23 protein-coding genes are annotated in these 22,813 nt (G+C 67.8%); 13 read left to right on the top strand and 10 right to left on the bottom strand.

Annotation, left to right across the window (positions count from 1 at the left end; all coding sequences use genetic code 11):
* Window positions 1-8: 8 nt before the first annotated feature.
* From ligA to gatB, 5 genes are all read left to right on the top strand, one after another.
* Entirely contained in the window at window positions 9-2,327 is a 2,319-nt protein-coding gene (gene ligA, locus ABD678_RS07795) for an NAD-dependent DNA ligase LigA (protein ID WP_425561958.1), read from the top strand.
* A 222-nt stretch (window positions 2,328-2,549) separates the two neighbouring features.
* Window positions 2,550-3,902 (top strand): alpha/beta hydrolase, encoded by a 1,353-nt coding sequence (locus tag ABD678_RS07800; RefSeq protein WP_344755407.1) that lies wholly within the window; start codon window positions 2,550-2,552, stop codon window positions 3,900-3,902.
* A gap of 51 nt (window positions 3,903-3,953) precedes the next feature.
* The gene (gatC, locus tag ABD678_RS07805; protein WP_344755409.1) at window positions 3,954-4,268 is read left to right on the top strand and encodes an Asp-tRNA(Asn)/Glu-tRNA(Gln) amidotransferase subunit GatC; all 315 of its coding nucleotides are present in this window, start codon (window positions 3,954-3,956) and stop codon (window positions 4,266-4,268) included.
* Complete coding sequence (gatA, locus tag ABD678_RS07810; RefSeq protein ID WP_344755411.1) at window positions 4,265-5,971, top strand: Asp-tRNA(Asn)/Glu-tRNA(Gln) amidotransferase subunit GatA; 1,707 nt, start codon at window positions 4,265-4,267, stop codon at window positions 5,969-5,971. Before gatC ends, gatA begins: the two co-directional genes overlap by 4 nt.
* Entirely contained in the window at window positions 5,968-7,491 is a 1,524-nt protein-coding gene (gene gatB / locus ABD678_RS07815) for an Asp-tRNA(Asn)/Glu-tRNA(Gln) amidotransferase subunit GatB (protein ID WP_344755413.1), read from the top strand. The genes gatA and gatB overlap by 4 nt, the downstream gene beginning before the upstream one ends.
* A gap of 40 nt (window positions 7,492-7,531) precedes the next feature.
* Here gatB and ABD678_RS07820 read toward each other — a convergent pair whose 3' ends face one another.
* The 3 genes from ABD678_RS07820 to ABD678_RS07830 all read right to left on the bottom strand — a co-directional run bounded on the left by ABD678_RS07820 (window position 7,532) and on the right by ABD678_RS07830 (window position 11,745).
* Window positions 7,532-9,031: an MFS transporter gene (locus tag ABD678_RS07820; RefSeq protein ID WP_425561977.1), complete on the bottom strand. Its 1,500-nt coding sequence runs from the start codon at window positions 9,029-9,031 to the stop codon at window positions 7,532-7,534.
* 82 nt (window positions 9,032-9,113) lie between these two features.
* Window positions 9,114-10,547, bottom strand: a complete 1,434-nt coding sequence (locus tag ABD678_RS07825) for an HNH endonuclease signature motif containing protein (RefSeq protein ID WP_344755417.1) — start codon at window positions 10,545-10,547, stop codon at window positions 9,114-9,116.
* A 151-nt stretch (window positions 10,548-10,698) separates the two neighbouring features.
* The gene (locus tag ABD678_RS07830; protein WP_344755419.1) at window positions 10,699-11,745 is read right to left on the bottom strand and encodes an NYN domain-containing protein; all 1,047 of its coding nucleotides are present in this window, start codon (window positions 11,743-11,745) and stop codon (window positions 10,699-10,701) included.
* A gap of 82 nt (window positions 11,746-11,827) precedes the next feature.
* On the opposite strand from ABD678_RS07830, the gene ABD678_RS07835 reads away from it, so the two are divergent.
* Window positions 11,828-12,301, top strand: a complete 474-nt coding sequence (locus ABD678_RS07835; RefSeq protein ID WP_344755421.1) for a GNAT family N-acetyltransferase — start codon at window positions 11,828-11,830, stop codon at window positions 12,299-12,301.
* A gap of 9 nt (window positions 12,302-12,310) precedes the next feature.
* Window positions 12,311-13,390 (top strand): alanine racemase, encoded by a 1,080-nt coding sequence (locus tag ABD678_RS07840; RefSeq protein WP_344755423.1) that lies wholly within the window; start codon window positions 12,311-12,313, stop codon window positions 13,388-13,390.
* A gap of 63 nt (window positions 13,391-13,453) precedes the next feature.
* Here ABD678_RS07840 and ABD678_RS07845 read toward each other — a convergent pair whose 3' ends face one another.
* Window positions 13,454-14,842: a pyridoxal phosphate-dependent decarboxylase family protein gene (locus ABD678_RS07845; RefSeq protein WP_344755425.1), complete on the bottom strand. Its 1,389-nt coding sequence runs from the start codon at window positions 14,840-14,842 to the stop codon at window positions 13,454-13,456.
* Window positions 14,843-15,010: 168 nt separating this feature from the next.
* On the opposite strand from ABD678_RS07845, the gene ABD678_RS07850 reads away from it, so the two are divergent.
* Window positions 15,011-15,292: a Fe-S cluster assembly protein HesB gene (locus ABD678_RS07850; RefSeq protein WP_344755427.1), complete on the top strand. Its 282-nt coding sequence runs from the start codon at window positions 15,011-15,013 to the stop codon at window positions 15,290-15,292.
* 46 nt (window positions 15,293-15,338) lie between these two features.
* Here ABD678_RS07850 and ABD678_RS07855 read toward each other — a convergent pair whose 3' ends face one another.
* The gene (locus ABD678_RS07855) at window positions 15,339-15,611 is read right to left on the bottom strand and encodes a DUF2277 domain-containing protein (protein ID WP_344755429.1); all 273 of its coding nucleotides are present in this window, start codon (window positions 15,609-15,611) and stop codon (window positions 15,339-15,341) included.
* A 44-nt stretch (window positions 15,612-15,655) separates the two neighbouring features.
* Here ABD678_RS07855 and ABD678_RS07860 point away from each other — a divergent pair, with 44 nt between their 5' ends.
* Complete coding sequence (locus tag ABD678_RS07860; protein ID WP_344755431.1) at window positions 15,656-16,408, top strand: SDR family oxidoreductase; 753 nt, start codon at window positions 15,656-15,658, stop codon at window positions 16,406-16,408.
* A 69-nt stretch (window positions 16,409-16,477) separates the two neighbouring features.
* Here ABD678_RS07860 and ABD678_RS07865 read toward each other — a convergent pair whose 3' ends face one another.
* Complete coding sequence (locus ABD678_RS07865) at window positions 16,478-16,897, bottom strand: DUF1761 domain-containing protein (protein WP_344755433.1); 420 nt, start codon at window positions 16,895-16,897, stop codon at window positions 16,478-16,480.
* A 65-nt stretch (window positions 16,898-16,962) separates the two neighbouring features.
* Complete coding sequence (locus ABD678_RS07870; protein WP_344755435.1) at window positions 16,963-18,483, bottom strand: MDR family MFS transporter; 1,521 nt, start codon at window positions 18,481-18,483, stop codon at window positions 16,963-16,965.
* Window positions 18,484-18,669: 186 nt separating this feature from the next.
* Between ABD678_RS07870 and ABD678_RS07875 the strand changes: the two genes are divergently transcribed.
* Together ABD678_RS07875 and ABD678_RS07880 are read left to right on the top strand one after the other, a co-directional pair.
* Complete coding sequence (locus ABD678_RS07875) at window positions 18,670-19,014, top strand: ArsR/SmtB family transcription factor (protein ID WP_344755437.1); 345 nt, start codon at window positions 18,670-18,672, stop codon at window positions 19,012-19,014.
* Window positions 19,011-19,484 (top strand): SRPBCC family protein, encoded by a 474-nt coding sequence (locus ABD678_RS07880; protein WP_344755439.1) that lies wholly within the window; start codon window positions 19,011-19,013, stop codon window positions 19,482-19,484. The genes ABD678_RS07875 and ABD678_RS07880 overlap by 4 nt, the downstream gene beginning before the upstream one ends.
* Before the next feature lie 513 nt (window positions 19,485-19,997).
* Here the strand turns inward: ABD678_RS07880 and ABD678_RS07885 are convergent.
* Window positions 19,998-20,492 carry an EXPERA domain-containing protein gene (locus tag ABD678_RS07885; RefSeq protein ID WP_344755441.1) on the bottom strand — a complete coding sequence of 165 codons (495 nt, stop codon included), beginning with the start codon at window positions 20,490-20,492 and terminating at the stop codon, window positions 19,998-20,000.
* A gap of 92 nt (window positions 20,493-20,584) precedes the next feature.
* Between ABD678_RS07885 and ABD678_RS07890 the strand changes: the two genes are divergently transcribed.
* Both ABD678_RS07890 and ABD678_RS07895 read left to right on the top strand, forming a co-directional pair.
* On the top strand, window positions 20,585-20,761 hold the full coding sequence (locus ABD678_RS07890) for a PspC domain-containing protein (RefSeq protein ID WP_344755444.1): 177 nt from the start codon (window positions 20,585-20,587) through the stop codon (window positions 20,759-20,761).
* A 107-nt stretch (window positions 20,762-20,868) separates the two neighbouring features.
* Window positions 20,869-21,897: an LLM class flavin-dependent oxidoreductase gene (locus ABD678_RS07895; RefSeq protein ID WP_344755446.1), complete on the top strand. Its 1,029-nt coding sequence runs from the start codon at window positions 20,869-20,871 to the stop codon at window positions 21,895-21,897.
* A 42-nt stretch (window positions 21,898-21,939) separates the two neighbouring features.
* On the opposite strand, the gene ABD678_RS07900 is transcribed toward ABD678_RS07895, so the two are convergent.
* On the bottom strand, window positions 21,940-22,461 hold the full coding sequence (locus tag ABD678_RS07900; protein WP_344755448.1) for an SRPBCC domain-containing protein: 522 nt from the start codon (window positions 22,459-22,461) through the stop codon (window positions 21,940-21,942).
* Complete coding sequence (locus ABD678_RS07905; protein ID WP_344755450.1) at window positions 22,458-22,796, bottom strand: ArsR/SmtB family transcription factor; 339 nt, start codon at window positions 22,794-22,796, stop codon at window positions 22,458-22,460. The genes ABD678_RS07900 and ABD678_RS07905 overlap by 4 nt, the downstream gene beginning before the upstream one ends.
* Between the last annotated feature and the right edge of the window lie 17 nt (window positions 22,797-22,813).

Below are 22,813 nucleotides of genomic sequence, written 5' to 3' on the forward strand. Positions count from 1 at the left end.
CTTGCGCTGTGGCTGACAACGAGGCTGACGACGAGGTGCCTACCGCGCTCGAATCCGACCTCGATCCTGACCTCGACCTCGATCAGGCGAAGGGCGAAGCGGATGCGCTGACGACGCGCATCCTCGAACTGCGCGACGCGTACTACGAGCGCGACGAGGTGCTCGTCGATGACGCCGAGTACGACCGGATGATGCACCGGCTCGAGCACCTCGAGCACCTCTTCCCCGAGCTCCAGGGCCAGGACAGTCCGACCCAGACGGTCGGCGGCCGAGCCCAGACCACGCTCTTCGCTCCCGTGCAGCACGCCGAGAGAATGCTGAGCCTCGACAACGTCTTCTCCATCGAGGAGTTCCTGGCCTGGGCCGCGCGTGTGGAGAAGTCCGCCGGTCGCAGCGTGGACTACCTGTGCGAGCTCAAGATCGACGGGCTGGCCCTCAACCTGCGCTACGAGAACGGAATGCTCACGACGGCGGCGACCCGCGGCGACGGGGTCATCGGAGAGGACGTGACCCAGAACATCCGATACCTCACCGGGATCCCGACGAGGTTGAAGGGCACCGGGCATCCGCCGATCGTCGAGGTGCGCGGGGAGGTGTTCTTCCCGGTCGAGCTTTTCCGCGAGCTCAACGCCAAGCAGTCGGAGGCGGGGGAGCGAGTGTTCGCGAACCCGCGGAATGCGGCATCCGGGAGTCTGCGTCAGAAGGAGGAGGGCAAGAACGAGGTCCAGCGTGCACTCATGCACGATCGGCTCTCCCGGCTGCGGATGCTCGTGCACGGCATCGGGGCATGGCCGAATCCCCCCGTCGCCGCACAGTCGGAGGTCTACGACCTGCTCGCCGGCTGGGGTCTGCCGACGAGCACCCACTACCGGGTCAAGCACTCCGCCGAGGAGGCCGCCGGGTTCATCGAGCACTTCGGCGAGCACCGCGACAGCGTCGAGCACGAGATCGACGGCATCGTCGTCAAGGTCGATGAGCTCGCCCTCCACGACGAGCTCGGCGCGACGAGCCGCGCCCCGCGCTGGGCGATCGCCTACAAGTACCCGCCCGAGCAGGTCAACACCAAGCTGCTCGACATCGTCGTGAGTGTCGGCCGCACCGGGCGGGTGACCCCGTTCGCCGTCATGGAGCCGGTGCGCGTGGCGGGTTCGACTGTTCGGCAGGCGACACTGCACAATCAGGATGTCGTGAAGGCCAAGGGCGTGCTCATCGGCGACACGGTCGTGCTGCGCAAGGCCGGTGATGTCATTCCCGAAGTGCTCGGACCCGTTGTGGAGCTGCGCGACGGCACAGAGCGCGAGTTCGTCATGCCCGCTGCCTGCCCCGAGTGCGGCACGAAGCTCGCCCCTGCCAAGGAGGGCGACATCGACCTCCGCTGCCCGAATGCGAAGAGCTGCCCAGCGCAGGTGCGTGGTCGGGTCGATCACATCGGAAGCCGCGGCGCACTCGACATCGAGGGTCTGGGCGAGGTGAGCGCGGCCGCGTTGACGCAGCCGCTTGAGCCGGCCGAACCGCCGCTTCCCACCGAGGCGGGCCTCTTCGACTTGCGCCTCGAAGACATCTTCCCGATTCGCGTCGAGGTGCGCGACAACGAGACCGGGCTCGTGAAGTTGATCGATGGGGGGCTGGAGGACGGCGAGCCCAAAGTCGTCGCCCCATTCCAGCGCGCCCGTAAGAAGAGCGGTAAGGATGCCGACCCGCCGTTCGACCCGGCCGGCGAATTCGATGGTGACGAGGACTTCGTGGTGTCCAAAGGGGCACTCGAGCTCATCGCCAATATCGAGGCGGCGAAGACGAAGCCGCTCTGGCGACTGCTGGTCGCGCTCAACATCCGGCATGTCGGCCCGGTGGCGGCGCGCGCGCTCGCCGACTGGTTCGGTTCGCTCGACGCCATCCGCTCAGCCGATCGTGACGAGCTCGCCGCGGTCGACGGCGTCGGCGGCATCATCGCCGATGCGCTCCTCGACTGGTTCACCGTCGACTGGCACCGCGACATCGTGGAGCGCTGGACGGATGCCGGTGTGCAGTTCGCGACGCCCGGTCACCCTGGCCCCGGCGCAGCAGCGGCAGCGGGCGGACCGCTCGCCGGGCTCACGGTCGTCGCGACCGGAAGCCTCGAGGGTTTCACGCGGGAAGGCGCGCAGGAGGCCATCATCGCGGCCGGAGGCAAGGCGGCGTCGAGCGTGTCGAAGAAGACCGATTTCGTCGCGGCCGGCCCCGGCGCGGGCTCGAAACTCACCAAGGCCGAGGAGCTGGGTATCCCGATTCTCACTGTCGAACAGTTCGTGATCCTGTTACAGGAGGGGCCAGCGGGACTGAAGATATAGCCGTATTCGTATGAGAAAATCGAGCATTGCTGGCAGAGTTCGCTTTCTACCCCTATTATGGGGGCGAACGATTCATACGTTGCGATGAGGGGTCCCTCAAGCCCGAGTCGCTAACGATTGGAAGTGCCCTAGTTGCTGCTGGAATTGACAGCATTGGCGCTTTCCCTTTCCCTGGGCGGGGCGAGCGTCGCCTTCGGCGTGCACGAAATCTCCCCGAAATCCGTGGCCTCACCGTCCGTTGCGGCCGATCTCGCCCAGCAGCCCTTCACCCAGCAGCCCTTCACCCAGCGCCTGATCCAGCAGCGCGCAGGGGATGCTCCAGGCCATGCGCGGCAGGTCGATATCGCACCCGTCATCGTCCCCGCCTTCGCGGATGGTGGGGTCACGAAGCTGACGCCGGTCGACCTGACTCTCATCCCGAGCCTCGGCGGGCGGGCACTGCTCGACCAGTTCAGCCTGCTGCCGACCAGTGTGCTCGAGCGTTATGTCAACGATCACCCGGATGCGGTGGCCGACCTGCTCGCGACACCCATCGCCGCGACCGAGGTGGAGCGCTGGTGGGGTGAGTCAAGTCCTGCGGTCAAGCAGAAGCTGATCTCGACGACACCGGACCTCGTCGGCAACCTCGACGGGATCCCCTTCGGTACCCGCAACCTCGCCAACCGGCAGTACCTGGCGGCGGCGATCAGTGGCCTCGAAGAGCGGCTGAGTTCTGGTGTCGGCCGCGGCATGAATGTCGACATCACGAATCACCTCCACATGCTCACCCAGATCGACAATGCACTGAAGTCGAAGGCGGGGGATCCGGTGAGGACTCTCGTGAGCCTCGACACGGATGCGCCCGGCCGCGCCGCGATCGTGGTCGGCGACCTCGCCAGCGCGGACTACGTGAGCTATCTGATCCCGGGAATGTTCTTCACGATCGACGGCCAGGTGGATGACTGGGCGGACACGGCGACGACACTGTTCCACGACCAACTCGGCTGGCTGGACCGACTCGGCGAGTCGGCCAAGACCGTCGCGACCGTGGCCTGGATCGGCTACCAGACCCCGCACCTGCTGAATGTCGGATCGCTCACTCTCGCGGATGAGGGCGCGGGCTATCTTGCCCGCACCATCGAGGGCTTGCAGGCGCTGCGCGGGGACCACCAGCCCTACGTGTCTGTCATGGCGCACTCCTACGGCTCCACCGCCGCGATGATCGCACTGCAGCGCGGCGACTTCCAGATCGATGCGCTGGCGGTCGTCGGCTCGCCGGGGAGTTCCGCGCAGACCGCGGCAGCCCTGTCCGTGCGCAACGCGAACGTGTACGTCGGCGAGGCCGGCTGGGATCCGGTCGTCAACTCCGCGTTCTACGGGAGTGATCCCGGGGCTGCATCGTATGGCGCATACCGCATGAGCGTCGCCGGCGGGGTCGACGCCATCACGAACAAACTGCTCGGTGCCTCTTACGGTCACAACGAGTACTTCCAGCCCGGAAGCGAGTCGATGCGCAACCTCGCCCTCATCGGGATCGGTGCCGGCGGTCTTGTGATGAACGACTCGGGGACCACGATCGCAGCGGCGGGCAGGTAGGCGCAGTCCTCGCGTGACGAGCCGGACATCCGGCTCGAATAGGATTGAACGGTGTCCGAGACCACTCCGTCGCCCCTCGATGCCGCCCAAGTCGCCCATCTGGCGAACCTCGCGCGCATCGCACTCACCCCTGACGAGATCGAGAAGCTGACCGGCGAGCTCGGGATCATCATCGAATCGATCGCGAAGGTGTCCGAGGTGGCGACCCCGGATGTCCCTGCCACGTCGCATCCGATCCGTCTCACCAATGTCTTCCGCCCGGATGTCGTGGGCGAGACGCTCACGCCCGAGCAGGCGCTCGCGGGCGCTCCCGAACGCGACGGCGACCGTTTCAAGGTGTCGGCGATCCTGGGGGAGGAGCAGTGAGCGAGCTCATCACCCTGTCGGCTGCGGCGCTCGCCGAGCGACTGCAGTCGGGCGAGGTCTCCTCGGTGGAGGCGACCCAGGCCCACCTCGACCGCATCGCGGAGGTCGATGGCGACATCCGCGCCTTCCTGCACGTCTCGGCGGATGCGCTGAAGATTGCAGCGGAGGTCGACGGCGCGCGGCGGCTCGGCGCGAAACTCAGTCCGCTCGCGGGCGTACCGGTCGCGATCAAGGACGTGCTGTGCACGCAGGACATGCCGTCGACCGCGGGCTCGCGCATTCTCGAGGGCTGGATCCCGCCCTACGATGCGACGGTCGTGAGCAGGCTGCGCAAGGCGAGGCTCGTCCCGCTCGGCAAGACCAACATGGACGAGTTCGCGATGGGCTCGTCGACCGAGCATTCGGCTTTCGGCCCCACCCACAACCCCTGGGATCTCGAGCGGATCCCCGGCGGCTCCGGAGGCGGCTCGGCCGCAGCGGTCGCGGCCTTCGAGGCGCCGCTGGCCCTCGGCAGCGACACCGGCGGCTCCATCCGCCAGCCGGCCTCCGTCACCGGGACGGTCGGCATGAAGCCCACCTACGGCGGGGTGTCGCGCTACGGAGCGATCGCGCTCGCCTCCTCACTCGATCAGGTCGGCCCGGTCACCCGCACGGTGCTCGACGCCGCACTGCTGCACGATGTTATCGGCGGGCACGACCCGCACGACTCGACCTCGCTGGCGGATGCCTGGCCGTCGTTCGCCGATGCGGCGCGCGCCGGAGCGGCATCCGGGTCGCTCAAGGGTGTGCGCGTCGGCGTGGTGAAGGAGCTCGGCGGCGAAGGCTTCCAGGCCGGCGTGAGCGCGCGCTTCGCGGAGGCGCTCGAGGTCATGGCGGCGGCCGGCGCAGAGATCGTCGAGGTGTCGGCGCCCTCCTTCAGCTATGCGATCGCCGCCTACTACCTGATCCTGCCGGCGGAGGCGTCGAGCAACCTGGCGAAGTTCGACAGTGTGCGGTTCGGGCTGCGGGTCAACCCGACCGGCGGCGGCACCGTCGAGGAGGTCATGGCGGCCACCCGCGAGGCCGGGTTCGGACCCGAGGTCAAACGCCGGATCATCCTCGGCACCTATGCGCTGAGCGCCGGCTATTACGACGCCTACTACGGGAGCGCGCAGAAGGTGCGAACGCTCATCCAGCGCGACTTCGACGCCGCGTTCGAGAAGGTGGACGTGCTCGTGTCGCCCGCCGCGCCGACGACCGCGTTCAGGCTCGGCGAGAAACTCGAGGACCCGCTCGCGATGTACCTCAACGACGTGACGACGATCCCGGCCAACCTCGCCGGCGTGCCCGGGATGGGCCTGCCGATGGGACTCGCGCCCGAGGACGGTCTGCCGACCGGCATCCAGCTCATGGCGCCCGCCCGCGAGGATGCGCGCATCTACACCGTGGGGGCGACCCTCGAGGCGCTGCTCGAGCAGTCCTGGGGTCACACTCTCATGAGCCAGGCGCCGAAGCTCCGCTCTTCTCCGGTCGAGCCTCGCGCTTCCCAGGTCGGGCCTCGCGCTTCCCAGGTCGGGCCTCGCACTTCTCCGGTCGGGTCGGCTTCGTCTCCGGTCGGGTCGGCTTCGTCTCCGGTCGGGTCGGCTTCTTCTCCGGTCGGGTCGGCTTCTTCTCCGGTCGAGCCTGCCGAGACCCCCGCCGCACCAGAAGGGGGTTCGCGATGACCTCCACCGCAGAACTCATGGACTTCGAGAAGGCCCTCGAGCTCTTCGAACCGGTGCTCGGCTTCGAGGTGCACGTCGAACTCAACACGCAGACGAAGATGTTCTCCGCGGCGCCGAACCCGGCAGCCCCGGGGGCGGAGGCCGGCGAGCCGAACACCATGATCACCCCGGTGTGCCTCGGCCTGCCCGGCTCACTGCCGGTCGTCAACGAGCAGGCGATCCGGTTCTCGATCAGCCTCGGCCTCGCGCTCGGTTGCGAGATCGCGCCGTCGAGCCGGTTCGCGCGCAAGAACTACTTCTACCCGGACCTCGCCAAGAACTACCAGATCAGCCAGTACGACGAGCCGATCGCGCATGACGGCATCGTCGAGGTGGAGCTTGCGAACGGCAAGACGTTCCGCATCGAGATCGAGCGCGCCCACATGGAGGAGGATGCCGGCAAGCTCACGCACGTGGGCGGGGCGACCGGTCGCATCCAGGGTGCCGACTACTCGCTCGTCGACTACAACCGCGCGGGGGTGCCGCTCGTCGAGATCGTCACGAAGATGATCATCGGGGCCGACCACGATGCGCCGGAGCTTGCGAAGGCCTACGTTTCGACGATCCGCGACATCGTCGTGGCGCTCGGCATCAGCGAGGCACGGATGGAGCGCGGCAACCTGCGCTGCGACGCGAACATCTCCCTCTCGCCGCGCGGTTCGGGGAAGCTCGGCACGCGCACCGAGACGAAGAACGTCAACAGCCTGCGCAGCGTCGAGCGGGCCATCCGCTACGAGATCCAGCGGCAGGCCGCAATCCTGGCCGCGGGCGGGACGATCACCCAGGAGACCCGTCACTGGCACGAGGACTCTGGCACGACTTCCGCCGGTCGCCCGAAGAGCGACGCCGACGACTATCGGTACTTCCCGGAGCCCGACCTGCTCCCGGTGGAGCCCTCGGTCGAACTCATCGAGGAACTGCGCGCAGCACTGCCGGAACCCCCGGCCGAGCGTCGTCGCCGGCTCAAGGGGTCGTGGGGCTTCACCGATCTCGAGTTCCAGGATGTCGTCAACTCCGGCCTCCTCGTCGAGGTGGAGAGCACGGTCGCCGCCGGCGCTTCGCCTGCGCAGGCCCGCAAGTGGTGGACGGGCGAGATCGCCAGGCTTGCCAATGCGGGCTCGGTCGACCCTTCGTCGCTCGTGTCACCGGCGGATGTCGCGGCGCTCGTCGCGCTCGTCGAGTCCGGTGAGCTCACCGACCGGCTCGCCCGTCAGGTGCTCGAGGGCGTCATCGCGGGGGAGGGTTCCCCGGCCGAGGTCGTCGAGAAGCGGGGGCTCAAGGTGGTCTCCGACGACGGGGCGCTCATCGCTGCGATCGATGAGGCGCTCGCTTCGCAGCCGGACGTGCTCGAGAAGATCCGCGACGGCAAGGTGCAGGCGGCCGGTGCCGTCATCGGCGCGGTCATGAAGGCGATGCACGGCCAGGCGGATGCGGCTCGCGTGCGCGAACTGGTCCTGGAGCGTGCGACGACCACGTCCTGAGAACCGTTCCCCAAGGAGCGCGCGGCACAGGAAGGGAACCTCAGGGGGCGGCGGGCCCCGCAACACGCGGCGCGACCGCGATCGCCACGACGGCGATGAGCCCGGCGAACGCGAACACTCCGGCGAACGACAGCCCCACGGCGAGGAAGCCGGCGAACACGACACCGGTGAGCGCGAGCGACAGCGCGCTGCCCAGCGAGTCGCCGATGGCGAGTGCCGAGCTGTTGAAGCCTTGCGCATCCGGCTTCGAGAGCGCGAGCGTGAGGGTGCTGAGTCGTGGGTACATGAGTCCCATCCCGCCACCGCCGAGCACCCAGCCGGCGATCGCGAGGGCGGGCGGGAGTCCGAGAAATGCGGTCAGGAAGGCTGAGAGGATGGCGGCCAGCACGAGCACGCTGCCGATCGTGGTGCACGTCGCGTCGCCGAGTGTTCCGCTCATGCGGCCCTGCAACCAGGATGCGCCGGCCCAGGCGAGCGCCCCGAGGGTGAGGGCGAGGCCGGCGAGGGTCGGCGAGAAGTCGTATTGCTCGATAAGCAGGTACGGCAGATAGACCTCGGCGCCGAAGAATGCCGAGGCGGCGAGCCCGCGCAACAGGATGACGCTCGGCAGGCCGCGACGGGCCAGAAGGGCTCCCTTCGGCAGGAGTGGCCGCACCGCGACGATCGCGATGACCGCGGCGACGCCGGCGAGCGGCAGGCCGATGCCGTCGACTTCGGAGACGAGGCTGAGGGCGAGCACCGCCAGGGCGGCGAGAACGGCCCAGGCGATCCGGCCGAACGCCCAGGGTGCGGAGGCTTCCTGGCCATGGGGATGTCGTTCGTGGGAGTGTTCGCGTTCGCGGGTTTCGCTTGCGATGGTGTGGGTAGCCTCAGTGTGGGTAGCGTCAGCGTGGCTTGCGACGGCGGAGGCTGCACTGTCCCCATCCGGGTTGGCGTCCGAGAGACCCCGCAGCGCCGGGGCGACCATCGCGGTTGCGATGCCGACCAGCGCGACGACCCCGAGGAACACCCAGTGCCAGCTGAAGACTTCGGTTACGATGCCGGCGGCGAAGGGCCCTACGAGCGAGGGGATCACCCAGGCGGCCGCGAATCCGGCGAAGATCGAGGGGTGCAGGCGGGCCGGATATACCCGCGCGACGACGACGTAGAGCGCGACGGTGACCGCGCCTGTTCCGAGCCCCTGCACGAGGCGACCCAGGACCAGCATCGGCATCGTGACGGCGGTACCGGCGATGAGTAGGCCGATCGCGAAAAGCACCGAGGAGGTGTACAGGGGAATCACCGGACCGGTGCGGTCCGACCAGTTGCCGGCGATCACCATCCCGATCACTCCGGTGGCGAGCGGCCCGGCGAAGGCGAGTGCGTAGAGGCTCGCGCCGCCGAGGTCGGCGCTGACGACCGGCATGATCGTCGTGACGGCGAGCGATTCGAATGCCCCGAGGAAGACGAGGGCACACGAGCCGATCGTGATCCACAGGTAGCCGCGACTGAAGAGCCCCGGTTGTGCTGTCGCCGCGGATGCCGCGCGCTCTCCGGGCATAGCGGTGGCGTCGGAAATGCGGGGCATTCCCTGAGCCTACGCGTTGCAACCGACGGGCGTTGTGGCGGGTGGGCGTGCGGAATCAGGAGGCGCGCTCGGCCAGGAGATCGCGCAATGCAGCACTGCGTGACGGCATCAGCTGGGGTTGTTGCGACAGGGCGAGGTCGGGCGGCGGAATGAGCCAGTAGTCACCTTCGGACACACGGATCTCCCAGTGATTGTCGTGAAGGAGCATGTGGTGATGCCGGCAGAGCAGGATCCCGTTCTCGAGATCGGTGGGGCCGTGGTCACGCTTCCAGTGTCGGACGTGGTGGGCTTCGGTCCAGGCCGGGGGTCGTTCGCAACCGGGCCAGCGACATCCGCCGTCCCGTGCCGCAAGGGCGATGCGTTGTCGCGGGGTGAAGAGGCGTTGCTCGCGACCGACATCGATTGCCTGCCCATTGTCGTCGAACACGATGGGGACGGTCCCGGAGGTGCAGACGATGCGCTCGACGGTTTCCAGGGAGATCGGGTCGGCTTGACCCTCAAGTCGACCGCTGCCGCGCCGCGTGGAGAGCGCAGTCCCACTGACGAGCACTCGCACGGCCGGCGTAGCCCTCCCCACGATGTGAGAGACATCCGCGTCCATGGCGAGGGTCAGGAGGCCGAGGAAGCTGTCGGAAGCGAGTTGCTCCGTCGTGCGGGAGTCGTTAAGGATCGCTTCGGCCCTGGCTTGCTCGCCCTCGTCGACGAAGCGCGGTCCACCGCGACGTGGGGAGGTGATCTGGTCGTAGATCCCGTCGATCAGCGCAGCGCCTTCTGGGTCGAGCTCCCAGGTGTATCGGGTCATGCCATCCGGCTGCTTCCAGCGGCGGAACGAACGACGCTCTCGTCGTGCCCGCTCGCGTTCGGCGATGCCGAGGGCGTCGAGACCATCTCGAGCGTCGCGCGCCATGCGCAACAGCCGGTCGGTGTCGGCGCCCGATCCCGCGTCGACGATACGTCGGGCGGCATCCGTGAGCGCGTCGACGCTGACGCCTGGCCCCGGTTCGCCGAGCCCGGCCCGGATGGCTTCGGCCGAGGCAGCGGACAGCGTACCGGCCGCGACCGCAGCGCCCACGGAGACGAGCCACGGTTCGGCGAGGTCCGTGCTCTCGGCGTTTCCGACGCCATCGGCGGACTCAGCAGCATCTGCCAGGTCGACGTCGTTGAGCATCGTCCCGACCCGGACAAGGGTCACGGCTTCCCGCGTCGAGGAACCGGTCGTGTGACGGATGAGCGCCGCCGGGGTTCGGAAGCCCTCCTTGCGTGCCAGGCCACTCAACCCCGCCTCCGGCTGCGACCGCCGCACGACCTCACCGGCAAGCACCGAGGCGCACGCATCGAGATGCCGCCTCGCCTCGGCAATCGCACGTTGCGCATCGAGCAGTCCGGTGTCGCCGAGCCCGCGGGCAGCCGATGCCGCACTCGCCACCAGGGCGTTCGCAGACAGCGCGGCATCCAAAGATGCGACGAACATATCTGCGGTGGTTGCCATGGAGATATTCTCCCAGATTCGAAACAAGGTGAAAAGGCTTAAGCCCGAATCTTGGGATAACTCGTCAGAACGACGCCTGTGGAGGAGCGGAGGCGTGTGAGGAGCGGAAGAGTGGAGAAGTGGAGTGGTGGGTGAGCGAAGGCGCCGCCAGTCAGCTCCCCGCCTCTCTCGCCCCACGCAGCCGCACGAACCTCAGCTGCCCATCCTCCTTGAGCTCGATGACGTTGCCGCGCGACCTGAGGAAGTCGGTGAACGTCTTGTAGCCGAGCAGCTTCTCCTGGAAGGTGGGGTCCATCCGGAGCATCTGCGTCTTCACGCCCGAACTCGCCACCCAATCCACGTCGTCCTTCGACTGGCCGAGCTCGAGGGCACGCCGGAGGAGACTCGTCGCCGCCCTCTGGTCGGCCGGTTTCGCCGTGCCGGCTCCGGATGCGGCGGGTGTGGCCGCCGTCCCCGCTTTCCTGGCCGGCTGCCTGCCCTTGCCGGCCGTCGTCGTCGCGCTCGCGGACGCGACCCCAGCGGCCGTCTCTGCAGCATCCGTAGGGGCAGCATCCGTTCGGGCAGCATCCGTTCCGGCAACATCCGTTCGGGCTGCCTCCGCCTCGGCTCCCTCAGCCTCCGAAACGTCGAGCCCCGGCAGCCCGTCATAGTCCTTGTACTCATTGCAGGCCGCGTTGAGCGCCTTGCTCGTCCCGCCGGCAACCCCGATCCCGACGACGTAGCGCCCGAGACGGCGGCAGCGCTGCGCAAGGGCGATGAAGTCGGAGTCGCCGGAGACGATGACGACGTGGGTAAGTTCCGGCAGGCGGAAGAGGTCCTCGACGACGTCGACCGACATCCGGATGTCCGCGCCGTTCTTCATCGACTGCACGGTCGGGAACATCTGCACGAGTTCGACGGCGCGCCCCACGAGCTGGTCCCGATAGTTCGCGTTGACCGGAACCGACCAGTCGGCGTAGGCGCGGCTGATGGCGACCGTGCCGAACGATGAGGCGTAGTCGAGCACCGCTCCGAGGTCGACGCGGGCCTGTTCGACGCGGGCGCCTTCCTCGGACTTCCGCCCCGCGGCGGTCACGACGTACTCGCGCGCGCCGTCGCGCTTGAAGTGGCCGCGACCGTGCACCTGGTCGTAGCGTGAGATCACGATGTTGTCGAAGTCGATGTAGACGGCGACGCGCCCCTCGGTCGGTTCTGGCATGGTTTCGTCTCCGATGGTCGTTATCGCCAGTCTGGTCGGTTGCCCACTTCACGGCAACGTCAGCGACTGCGAGACTGTGGTGATGGAACTCCGCCGCGCAACCACCGATGACTGGGCCGCAAGCCGCGACATCAGGCTCCGAGCACTGTCGCAGGACCCGAACGCGTTCTGTTCGTCGCTCGAGAGCGAGTCCGGCTTCGACGAGCAGCGGTGGCGGAACCGATTGGGGCACGGCATCACTGTTCTCGCCTGGGAGGGCTCGGACCCGGTGGGTACCGTGACCGGAAAGCCGGATCCGCACGAGGAGGGTGGCCGCGAGATCGTGGCGATGTGGGTCGCCCCCGCGCATCGCGGCACCGGCCTCGCGGACTCGCTCATCGCATCCGTCGTCGACTGGGCCGCGACCGAGGGCGCGCACGAGGTTGCGCTGTGGGTGGCGGAAGACAACTCCCGGGCCAGGTCGCTTTACGAGCGCGTCGGTTTCGCGGCGACCGGTGAGACGGATGCGATGCGTCCCGGGGTGGATCAGCTCCGGATGCGGCTGTCGTTGCGCTAGCGTCGAGCCATGCCCACCGCGCCGAGCACGGCACCCGACACCCCGTACCTCACCGTCGACCTCGACATCCTCGAACGGAACCTGCAGCGCGGGGCGGAGGACGCCCGCGAGCGCGGTCTCGTGCTGCGTCCGCACGCGAAGACGCACAAGGTTCCCGAACTCGGCCGCCTTCAGCTGGAGCACGGCGCCGTCGGCCTGACCCTCGCGACCGTGAGCGAGGCCGAGATCTTCGCGGATGCCGGCTTCGACGACATCTTCATCGCCTACCCGGTGTGGCCGTCCGAATCGCGGGCGGCCCGCATGCGCGGGCTCGCCGAACGCATCGCACTGCGTGTCGGCGTCGACTCGGTCGAGAGCGCGCAGGCGCTCGGCGCAGCTCTCCAGGGAGCCCCGGTCGAGGTGCTCGTCGAGGTCGACAGCGGCCACCATCGCAGCGGAGTGCAACCCGCGGATGCCGGGGCCGTGGCTGTGGCTGCGGCCCGCGCCGGCCTGCATGTCGTCGGCGTCTTCACCTTCCCCGGCCACAGTTACACGCCGGGCGGGGGAGAGCGGGCGGCCCGCGACGAGGCCTCTGCGATTTCCGAAGCCGCTGAGGCACTGATCAGTCACCGCATCGATCCCACCGTTCGCAGCGGCGGGTCGACCCCGAGCCGAGCCGGCTCCGACTCCACGGTGCTCACCGAGTTGCGGCCGGGCGTCTATGTCTTCAACGACGCACAACAGGTCGAGCTCGGCACCTGCAGTTTCGACGAGGTCTCGCTCACGGTGCAGGCCACGGTCGTGAGCCGCGTCGGGCACGACGTGATCGTCGACGCCGGCAGCAAGGCGCTCGGTGCCGACCGCGCGGCCTGGGCGACCGGCTTCGGCCGCCTTCCCGAGCTCCCGGATGCGCGCATCCTCGCCCTCTCGGAGCACCACGCGACCGTTCGCCTGCCCGAGGTCGAGACCGTTCCGGAGCTGGGCACCATGATGCGGATCGTCCCGAACCACGTCTGTAGCACCGTCAACCTGGCCGACGAGTTCTTCGTGGTCCGGGGCGGTGCCATCGTCGACACCTGGGAGGTCGCCGCGCGCGGCGCCAACAGTTGACGGTCTGCGAACCGGTCGCCGGAGTTCCGAATACGTCGCCGGTGTCGCCGGTGTCGCCGGCGTTCAGGCGTCCTCGGCCGCGATGACGCGCTCGATCGCGGCGAGGGACTGCGCGACATCGTCGTCATCCGTCGACCAGTTGCTCACCGAGATGCGCAGGATGTCGCGCCCCGCCCAGTGGGAACCGGACATCCAGGTCGTGCCATCGGCGAGGAGTCGTGCGGTGATGCTCCGGGTCCGCTCATCGGAGCCGAAGCTCACGCACACCTGGGTGAACACCACCTCGTTGAGGACTTCGACTCCAGGCATTCTCGCAAGCGCCTCGGCGAAGGTCTGGGCGTGGGCGACGAGACGGTCGACGAGGGCGATCACGCCGGACCGGCCGAGCGACCGCAGCGCGGCCCACACCGGGACGCCGCGGGCGCGACGGGAGAACTCGGGGACCTTCTCGAACGGGTCGCCCGATCCATGGTCGTCATTCAGGAGATAGCTCGTGTGGACGCCGAACACCGAGCGCACGACCTCGGGCCGTGAGACGATCGCGACGCCGCAGTCATAGGGAACGTTGAGCGTCTTGTGCGCATCCGTTGCCCACGAGTCGCAGGTCTCGAGCCCGGCGAGCTGGTGACGATGCGTCGGGCTCACCGCTGCCCACAGCCCGAACGCGCCGTCGACGTGAACCCAGGCACCGTGCGCGTGTGCGATCGCCGCAGCCTCGGCCAGGGGGTCGGAGGCGCCCGAGTGCAGGTTGCCCGCCTGCAGGCAGACGATGGCGGGGCCGGTCACGGCGGACATCGCCTCGGCCAGCGCACTCGGGACCAGCCGGCCCTGAGCGTCGGCTTCGACCGCGACCGGCTTGCCGAGGCCCAGATATTTGAGCGCGAGGTCGACGGATGCGTGGCGATCCGCGCCGGCGAAGACGGTCACCCGCGGTGCGCCGGTCAGCCCCTCGGTCACGAGGTCCCAACCGGCCTCCGTGAGCACATGGTGCCGTGCCGCGGCCAGCCCGACGAAATTCGAACCGGTCGCACCTGTCGTGAATCCGACATCCGAACCCGCTGGCAGGCCCAGGAGGTCGAGGAGCCAGGCCCCGGCGATCTGCTCCGCTGCCGCGGTCGCCGGAGTCGCACCGCGCATCGCCGCGTTCTGATCCCACGCGCTCACGAGCCAGTCCGCCGCGAGCGAGGCCGGAAGGGTCCCCCCGATGACCCAGCCGAAGAATCGGCCCGCCGGCATGGCCATGAGTCCGGGCTCGGCGAGTCTCGCGAGTTCGTCGACGACGGTGAGCGCCTCGATCGACTGGTCCTGCAGGGGCACCGAGAATCTGGCGAAGAGCTCGTCAGCGCTGAGCGCGGGTCCGACCGGCCGGGTCGGGACGGACTGGAGCCAGCCCGTGGCATGCGCGTGCGCGCTGTCGAGCGCGTCACGATATTCCTCAGGTCGAGCGGACATCGTCACAGTGTAGGGGTGGTCCGCTCGCCGCGATAGGGCCGCGCCGCGGCGGAGAGGAGGGTGGCTTCCTGGGTGTGAACTTGCGCAGAGTCCGGCTCTGCGCTTGAAACTCGGGTGGTGGAGGAGAAGGGTGGGACATTCATGAACACCGGACGGAAAGGAACTGCCATGCTCACCCTGACAGAGAACGCCAGTACGCTCATCAAGAACCTGGCCGACCAGACCACCGTTGCAGATGCTGCGGGGTTGCGCATCAGCGCGGAGGCCGACAGTGCGAACTTGAGCGTCGATCTAACCCCGGAACCGGAGCCGACCGACCAGGTCATCGAGAGCGCCGGCGCCCGGGTCTTCCTCGAGGAGAACGCGGCGCTCGCACTCGACGACAAGGTTCTCGATGCGCAGCTGGACGAGGCCGGCGCGGTCCGCTTCGCGATCGGCCAGGCAGGGTAGTCCTGAGCTTCCCGCCCGGTGCGACGACCCGGCGGCGGAGGAGCCCCTAAACCGTCGCGAATCGCCGGGCAGATCGTGCTTTCGCCTTCTCTGCCTCGATGGCCCGGTCCTTCGGCGGAGTGGTGGCGATGAGATCGTCGAGCAGGTGCTGCGTCACGTGCGCGGTCTCGTGGACGGCCCGATCGAATGCGGCCTCGTTGGCTTTCGACGGTTTCGTCGTCCCGCTGATCTTGCGCACGTACTGCAGTGCTGCGGCGCGAACCTCATCGTCGTTCGCGGCCGGCTCGAAATTGTGGAGGGTGTGGATGTTGCGGCACATGCTGAGAGGCTAGTCGCGGCCGCCGGCGGGTGCACAATGGAGAGGTGAGCACGATTCTCGTTACCGGGGCGACCGGGACACTGGGCACCCCCACGGTGGCCCGGTTGCGGGAAGCCGGCCATGACGTTCGAGCCCTCAGTCGCACGAGCGGGCCGGGTCTCACGACCGGCGATCTCCTGACCGGCGACGGCATCCCGGCCGCTATCGCCGGGGTCGACGCCGTCATGCACCTGGCGACCGGGGTGCAGGATGTCGCCCAGGGGAAGGCCGCCATCGGCGCAGCCCGGGCCGCCGCCGTCGAGCACTTCATCCTCATCTCGATCGTCGGGATCGAGGACATCCCGCTGGGCTACTACCGGGGCAAGGTGGAGATAGAGAAAACGCTCGTCGCCTCGGGGATCCCGCACACCATCCTGCGGGCCACCCAGTTCCACCAGTTCGTCAACGCGATCTTCGCCGGGACGAAGTATTCACCGGTCATCCTGGTGCCCCGGTTCTCGTTCCAGCCCATCTCGACCGACGAGGTCGCAGTGCGCCTCGTCGAGCTTGCCGGTGCGGATGCCTCCGGTCGCGTCGCCGACATCGGGGGTCCTGAGCAGCGCACCGCCCGCGACCTCGCCGAGGCGTGGAAGAGGGCGACCGGGTCGCGGCGCGCGATCTGGAACATCCGGATGCCGGGCAAGACTGCCGCCGGGTACGCCGCCGGTCACAACCTCGTGCCGGGAACCCCTTACGGCGTGGTGACCTTCGATGACTATCTCGCGGCGAAGTATCAACGCGGAACTGGAGAAAAATAGCGTAAGCGCCCGGAAAGCGATAGGTCGGCCAACTGTCCCTGTCGACACGCCCAGCTGTTCACCGCATCGCTACGCCGGCCACACCCCGATGATGATGGCCATGATGACGACTGTCACGAGCTCATGCGCGATGTTGAGCACGGTGAGCCCGCTCGGCCGGTTGTCGAAGGCGTCATGGGTGATGAACCGCGCGGCGGTGAATCCCGCCCACAGCACGATGGCGGTCACGATGGTCGCCCAGAGGAACCCTCCTCCGTAGAAGTCCCAGGCGAGGTAAGCGGCACCGGCGAGTACCCACGCGGTCACGAAGCTCACGAGCAGGGTCGTGATGATCGGACCCGTGGCGTCGCTCATCTTGCCGGTGGGTGTCACGCCGGCCTTCTTCATCCAGTAGTTGCCGAACACCTTCGGCGTGTACCAGATGGCGCCGACCACCATGCTCGAGAGCGTGGCGACGATGACGGCCCAATAGTTGATCTCGGGGAGCATGATGGTCCTTTCCGAAGGCGACGTTGCCGTGATGCTCGAATCCTAGACCCGTAGGGCGATCCCCGTCAGTGCCGGTCGGCGCTCGCCTCCGGCTCAGTGTCCGCCGGTACTCCGGCGACTGTGTCGGCAGGGCGGCGGATGAAGGCGGCGAGCGGGATCGCGAACAACGAGATGATCGCCCCGGCGAGGAAAGCCAGTTGGATGCCGCCCGCCGTCGCCGTGACCTCTGTCGCGCCGCGAGCGGTGAGCGTCGCAGCCTGTGCGGTCATGATCGTCACGAAGAGCGCCGTTCCGGCGGCACCGGCGACCTGCTGCACCGTGCCGACGATCGCGCTCCCGTGAGAGTACAGATCGGGCGTGAGAGCGCCGAGCCCCGATGTGAAGAGCGGTGTGAACATGAGCGCGAGGGCCAGGGAGAGGACTATGTGGGCGGCGAGCACCCACCAGAAGGGCGTGTTCTCGGTGAACATCGCCATTCCCCAGAAGACCACACTCACCAGGGTCGAGCCGGTGACCACGAGCGCGGTGGGTCCGATCCGGTCGTAGATCCGCCCCACGATGGGCGCGAGCAACCCCATGAGCAGGCCGCCGGGCAGCAGAAGCAGCCCGGTGCCGAGGGTATCGAGGCCGAGCACGTTCTGCAGGTAGATCGGTAGCAGGATGATGGTGCCGAAGAGTGCGAGCATGCTGACGAGGATCATCGTGATGGCGAAGGTGAACTGCCCGGATCGGAACGTCCTCAGGTCGAGCAGGGCGTCATCCCGCCGCTGAAGCTGCAGCTGGCGCAGGATGAAGATCGCGAGGGCGATGACTCCGACGCCGAGCGGCAGCCAACCGTTGAGCGGGTTGTCTCCTGAGGCCACGGCCCCGAGGTTGCTCAGGCCGTAGACGATGCCGCCGAACCCGAACGCCGACACGATGACCGAGAAGACGTCGAAGTGGGTCGGCTTCGGCGTCGTCACGTTCCGGATGCGCGCGAACCCGAGTGCGAGCGCTGCAATGGCGATCGGCAGGACGAGGATGAACATCCACCGCCAGTCGAGAACGCTCAGGATGAGCCCGGAGATCGTGGGCCCGAGTGCCGGGGCGACGGAGATGACGATCGAGATGTTCCCCATCGTGCGCCCGCGCGCGGCCGGCGGGACCAGCGTCATGACGGTCGTGAAGAGCAGCGGCATCATGATGGCCGTGCCGCTCGCCTGCACGACGCGGGCGAGGAGGAGCACCGCGAAGCCCGGGGCGATCGCCGCGATGAGGGTGCCGAAGGTGAAGAGCGTCATCGCTGCGATGAAGACCGGTCGAGTGTTGAACCGCTGGATGAGCCATCCGGTGATGGGGATGACGACGGCCATCGTGAGCATGAAAGCCGTGCTGAGCCACTGCGCCGCGTTGGCGTCGACCCGAAGCTCGCGCATGAGCACGGGGAGGGCGACGCCCATGAGCGTCTCATTGAGGATGACGACGAACGCCGACACGAGCATGAGCCCGATGACAAGGCGGTTGCGCGCGCTGGTCGTCGCGGATTCGGCCGCTGCGGAATCGGTCGCCGGAACCCCGTCGAGGGTTGGAATTGCAGGCTCGGTCATGGAGACCTTCAGGTCAGGGGGATGGGATGCGTTCTGTATGAAGCGCAGGATGAGTCTCGGTTATTCCACCGACATTGATTCGCGCCCGGTCCAATGTAGACGACTTTCGGGGGATTGACACCGGCGATAGCCCGGCGTAAAGTCAAATAATCAACTAAACAGTTGATAAAGCTATAGGTTGATCATATGTCGAACAACGAGGCGGATGCCGCACTCGACCGGGCTTTCATGGCGCTGGCCGACCCGGTGCGCAGGGCCATCGTCGCGCGCCTGTCACGGGGGCCGGCGACGGTCAACGACCTCGCCGCGCCCTTCGAGATCACCAAACAGGCCGTGTCGAAGCACATCCAGGTGCTCGAGGGCGCCGGGCTCATCACCCGCACGCGGGACGGCCAGCGCCGCCCCTGTCACCTCGACCCGGCCGCACTCGAAGCACTCACCGGCTGGATCGACACTTATCGCCTCATGGCCGAGCGGCAGTACCGCCGACTCGACACAGTGTTGAAAACCATCAAGGAGAAGAAGAAATGACCAACGCACTCACCATCACCGCCGAACCCGGCGTCCCGTTCACCGACTTCGTGCGTGAGTTCGACGCACCCGTGGCGGCGCTGTTCGAAGCCCACCGCGACCCGGCGCTCGCGGCGCAGTGGTCCGGGCCCGACGGCTACGAGGTGGAGATGGAGCGGTACGACTTCCGCACCGGAGGCGGATACCGCTTCACCCACATCGACGGCGACAACCGCTACACCTTCAACGGCGTCTTCCACGTCGTCCGCGACAACGAGTTCGTCATCCAGACCTTCGAGTTCGAGGGATTCCCGGATGTCGTGAGCATCGAGTCGCTCCGCTTCGAGGATCTGGGCAACGGCCGCAGCCGGCTCGTCGGCCACGCCGTCTACCCGAGCCAGGAAGCGCGCGATGGAATGATCGAGAGCGGCATGGAGCGGGGGATGTCGGAGGGCTACAACCGGCTCGACGCCCTGCTCGCATCCTCGTGAGTCTGCTTCGGGGTGCGGTAGCCCGGGAGCACAAGAAAGGAGCCGGGCCCATGGGCCCGGCTCCCGAATGCGCGAGACAAGTCGCGGCTGCGTAGTGGTAGCTACGCGCTATTGCTCTTGCTGGATGCCTTCGCCTTCTTGTCGGCGCGCTTCTCCTTCAGAGACTTGGCTGCCGCAGTCTTGTTGCTGCTCTTCTTGGGCGATTTGTCTGCCATAAGGCACTCCCTCCCTCGGAAGCACGATCGGCTTCGATTAGACCCGACCTTACGCCACCGTGCTGGGTTCCGCATCCGGACTCTTCTGGCCCACGCCTTCACGCGCGTGGATTCGCTCGGATGCCCAGCTGCCGCCGAGCCTCGCGCAGGCTCCGTGGCCTTCGCGTGCTCACGAACTGCGGCAAGTTCGGGGTTGCCGAGCGGTTCCACCTCGAAATTGCCGCAATTCGCGGGGCGCCGGCTATCAGGAGTGTCGAGATCCGGAGTCCGGGCGTCGCGGGCGGTGCTCGGTGGATACTCAGAACCGCCGCGCGAACGGCAGGGGCTTTCGCATCCGGATGAGCAGCAGGATCGGGATGAGCACGTAGGGCAGGTTGAAGGCCAGGAACTTGAGCGGGTTCTGGGTCTGGAACTCCGGCTCGCCGAAGAACTCGACGCCGAAGACGACCACGCCGGTGATGACCGCGATCGCGGTCGCGTAGATGACGCTCGGGAGCTGGATCCAGTTCCAGCCCCTGACGATCGAGATGACGAGCAGCACGTAGAACACCGGGTAGACGAACGCCGAGAGCCCGGTCACGAAGCGCATCCATACCGGCGGGTGCAGGAACAGCGGGTCGGCGTCGTGCGCGTACCAGTAGTTCGAGTTCACGAAGAAGTTGTCGGATGGCTGGCTGAAGTCGACGCCAAGCGTCGGCAGCAGGTCGCTGATGAGCGAGGTGACGATGAAGAGCGAGAAGATCACGAGGAAGAAGACGTCGATCTTCCGCTCGCGCAGTGGCAGGTTCTGCATGCACGCGAGGCTAGCGGATGCCGGGCCTGTCAGGGTGGAATCGGGGGATACCCCGATAGCGCGCGTCGGCGGCGCCTGTCAGGCTGGATGTCATGAACCTCAGTCGTCCCCGTTCCAACCGCGTCATCGCGGGCGTGTGCTCCGCCGTCGCCAACCGTTTCGGGTGGAACCCCACCACCGTCCGCGTGCTCACCGTGCTCAGCTGCCTGCTGCCCGGCCCGCAGTTCGTCATCTACATCGTGCTCTGGGTGCTCATCCCTTCCGAGTGAGCGCGCCCGGCCGGGTGAGCGCTCACCCCCGGGAATGATTGCGTGACCGCGCAGGTTGGATCGATGGATTCAAACGCATACGTATCGCGATCTCCCAGGGAGCAAGCATGGAACTCGAACTCGGCCTCGACACCTTCGGAGATGTGACGACGGATGCCGAAGGCGAGCGCCTGTCGCACGCCGCATCCATCCGGAACCTCGTCGACCAGGCGGTACTGGCCGATGAGCTCGGGCTCGACTTCTTCGGGGTCGGCGAGCACCACCGGGACGACTTCGCCGTCTCGGCACCCGAGGTCGTGCTCGCGGCCATTGCGAGCCGAACCAGCCGCATCCACCTGGGATCGGCCGTGACGGTGCTGAGCTCCGACGATCCGGTGCGCGTCTTCGAGCGCTTCTCCACGGTAGATGCCGTCTCGAACGGCCGCGCAGAGGTGATCCTCGGACGCGGCTCGTTCACCGAGTCCTTCCCGCTCTTCGGGTTCGACCTCGCCGACTACCAGCAGCTCTTCGAGGAGAAGCTCGACCTCTTCGCCGAGATCATCAAGGGCGAGCCGGTGACCTGGTCCGGGCAGTTGCGGGCCGGACTCACCGACCAGAACGTCTATCCGCCCATCGAGAACGGCGCGCTCAAGACCTGGATCGGGGTGGGCGGGAGCCCCGAATCGGTCGTGCGCGCCGCAAAGTATGGCCTGCCGCTCGTACTCGCCATCATCGGGGGAGACCCGCTGCGGTTCGCCCCCTACGCCGAGCTCTACCACAAGGCGCTCGCCCAGTTCGGGCGCGAGCCGCTGCCGATCGCCGCCCACTCGCCCGGCCACCTCGCGGCCACCGACGAGCAGGCCGTCGAGGAGCTCTACCCGCACTTCAAGGCGAACCGCGACCGCATCGGCGCCGAGCGCGGCTGGCCGCCGGTCACCCGCGCCGAGTATGAGCGCGAGGCACGGGATGGCGCGCTCTTCGTCGGCTCGCCGGAGACGGTCGCGGCGAAGATCGCGAAGACGGCGCGGGGTCTCGGGCTCACCCGCTTCGACCTCAAGTACTCGAACGGGACGATGCCGCACGAACAGCTCATGACGAGCATCCGCCTCTACGGCGAAGAGGTCGCCCCCCGCGTTCGCGAGCTGCTCGCCGACTGACGGGTCGTCGCGGTTCGGGTTCGCGAGGCATCCGGGCACGAGTTAATCGCGCAGGGCACCGAAGCGCTCCTCCCACACCGGTCGTAGCGCCTCGTAGCGCTCGTCCCAGCCGATGCCGGCCGCGCGGGTCGGGTCGGCGACGGATGCCGGGGCCGCGCCGAGCAGGTCGTCCAGCTGCTCGAGGTAGGTCTGCCATCCTGGGCCGTAGTAGATCGACTGCACGCCTTCGTGGTGCAGGCGGAGTCGTGCCCCATCCGGAACCGCGTCCACCGTCACCGTGAGCACGGTGGGCGACTCCTCGATCGCGTGCCAGCTCGTCACGAAGCGGTGCGGCGGCTCGCATTCGGTGACCGTTCCGCTGCACCACACGCTTCCGTCGTCCCCGAGCGCCTGCCAGGCCCCGCCGAGCACGAGGTCGCCGGTGTAGGGCGCCATCCACCGGGCGAGGCGGTCGCGGTCGGTCACCGCATTCCAGAGGTCATCGACGTCGGTTGCGAGGATGCGCTCGAATTCAAGGTTGAACGCCGTGCCGGACTTGGTGATCTCGCCGAACATCATGGTCATGGTGTGTTCTCCTTTCGTGCCCGCTTGCCGCGGGCGATCTCCGTTTCGAGGGCGTCGAGGCGCTGGTTCCACAGGCTGCGGTAGCGGTCGACCTGGTCCTGCAGTTGGTCGATGACGAGGGGCTCGAGCCGATAGATGCGGCGGGCGCCTTCGGGGCGGGACGCGACGAACCCGGCCTCCCGCAGCACCCGCAGGTGTCGCGCGACAGCGGGCTGGCTGATGCCGAACTCACGCTCGACCACACGCGACACCTCGCCCGCGGACTGGTCGCCCGCCGCGAGGAGCTCGACGAGACGCCGGCGAACCGGGTCTCCGAGGATGTCGAGTGCGTGCACATCCGAATCATATAACA

It is taken from the genome of Leifsonella bigeumensis, assembly GCF_039537265.1.
Classification (GTDB): Bacteria; Actinomycetota; Actinomycetes; order Actinomycetales; family Microbacteriaceae; genus Terrimesophilobacter; species Terrimesophilobacter bigeumensis.

Bases quoted from the DNA above. Each gene is read 5' to 3' on its own strand.
- ABD678_RS07900 (WP_344755448.1), bottom strand. From the start codon at position 22,461: ATGACCATGATGTTCGGCGAGATCACCAAGTCCGGCACGGCGTTCAAC.
- ABD678_RS07855 (WP_344755429.1), bottom strand. From the start codon at position 15,611: ATGTGCCGCAACATCCACACCCTCCACAATTTCGAGCCGGCCGCGAAC.
- ABD678_RS07830 (WP_344755419.1), bottom strand. From the start codon at position 11,745: ATGCCAGAACCGACCGAGGGGCGCGTCGCCGTCTACATCGACTTCGAC.
- ABD678_RS07895 (WP_344755446.1), top strand. From the start codon at position 20,869: ATGGAACTCGAACTCGGCCTCGACACCTTCGGAGATGTGACGACGGAT.
- gatB (WP_344755413.1), top strand. From the start codon at position 5,968: ATGACCTCCACCGCAGAACTCATGGACTTCGAGAAGGCCCTCGAGCTC.
- ABD678_RS07845 (WP_344755425.1), bottom strand. From the start codon at position 14,842: ATGTCCGCTCGACCTGAGGAATATCGTGACGCGCTCGACAGCGCGCAC.
- ABD678_RS07825 (WP_344755417.1), bottom strand. From the start codon at position 10,547: ATGGCAACCACCGCAGATATGTTCGTCGCATCTTTGGATGCCGCGCTG.
- ABD678_RS07850 (WP_344755427.1), top strand. From the start codon at position 15,011: ATGCTCACCCTGACAGAGAACGCCAGTACGCTCATCAAGAACCTGGCC.
- ABD678_RS07835 (WP_344755421.1), top strand. From the start codon at position 11,828: ATGGAACTCCGCCGCGCAACCACCGATGACTGGGCCGCAAGCCGCGAC.
- ABD678_RS07820 (WP_425561977.1), bottom strand. From the start codon at position 9,031: ATGCCCGGAGAGCGCGCGGCATCCGCGGCGACAGCACAACCGGGGCTC.
- ABD678_RS07870 (WP_344755435.1), bottom strand. From the start codon at position 18,483: ATGACCGAGCCTGCAATTCCAACCCTCGACGGGGTTCCGGCGACCGAT.
- ABD678_RS07880 (WP_344755439.1), top strand. From the start codon at position 19,011: ATGACCAACGCACTCACCATCACCGCCGAACCCGGCGTCCCGTTCACC.
- ABD678_RS07865 (WP_344755433.1), bottom strand. From the start codon at position 16,897: ATGCTCCCCGAGATCAACTATTGGGCCGTCATCGTCGCCACGCTCTCG.
- ABD678_RS07875 (WP_344755437.1), top strand. From the start codon at position 18,670: ATGTCGAACAACGAGGCGGATGCCGCACTCGACCGGGCTTTCATGGCG.
- ABD678_RS07890 (WP_344755444.1), top strand. From the start codon at position 20,585: ATGAACCTCAGTCGTCCCCGTTCCAACCGCGTCATCGCGGGCGTGTGC.
- ABD678_RS07885 (WP_344755441.1), bottom strand. From the start codon at position 20,492: ATGCAGAACCTGCCACTGCGCGAGCGGAAGATCGACGTCTTCTTCCTC.
- ABD678_RS07840 (WP_344755423.1), top strand. From the start codon at position 12,311: ATGCCCACCGCGCCGAGCACGGCACCCGACACCCCGTACCTCACCGTC.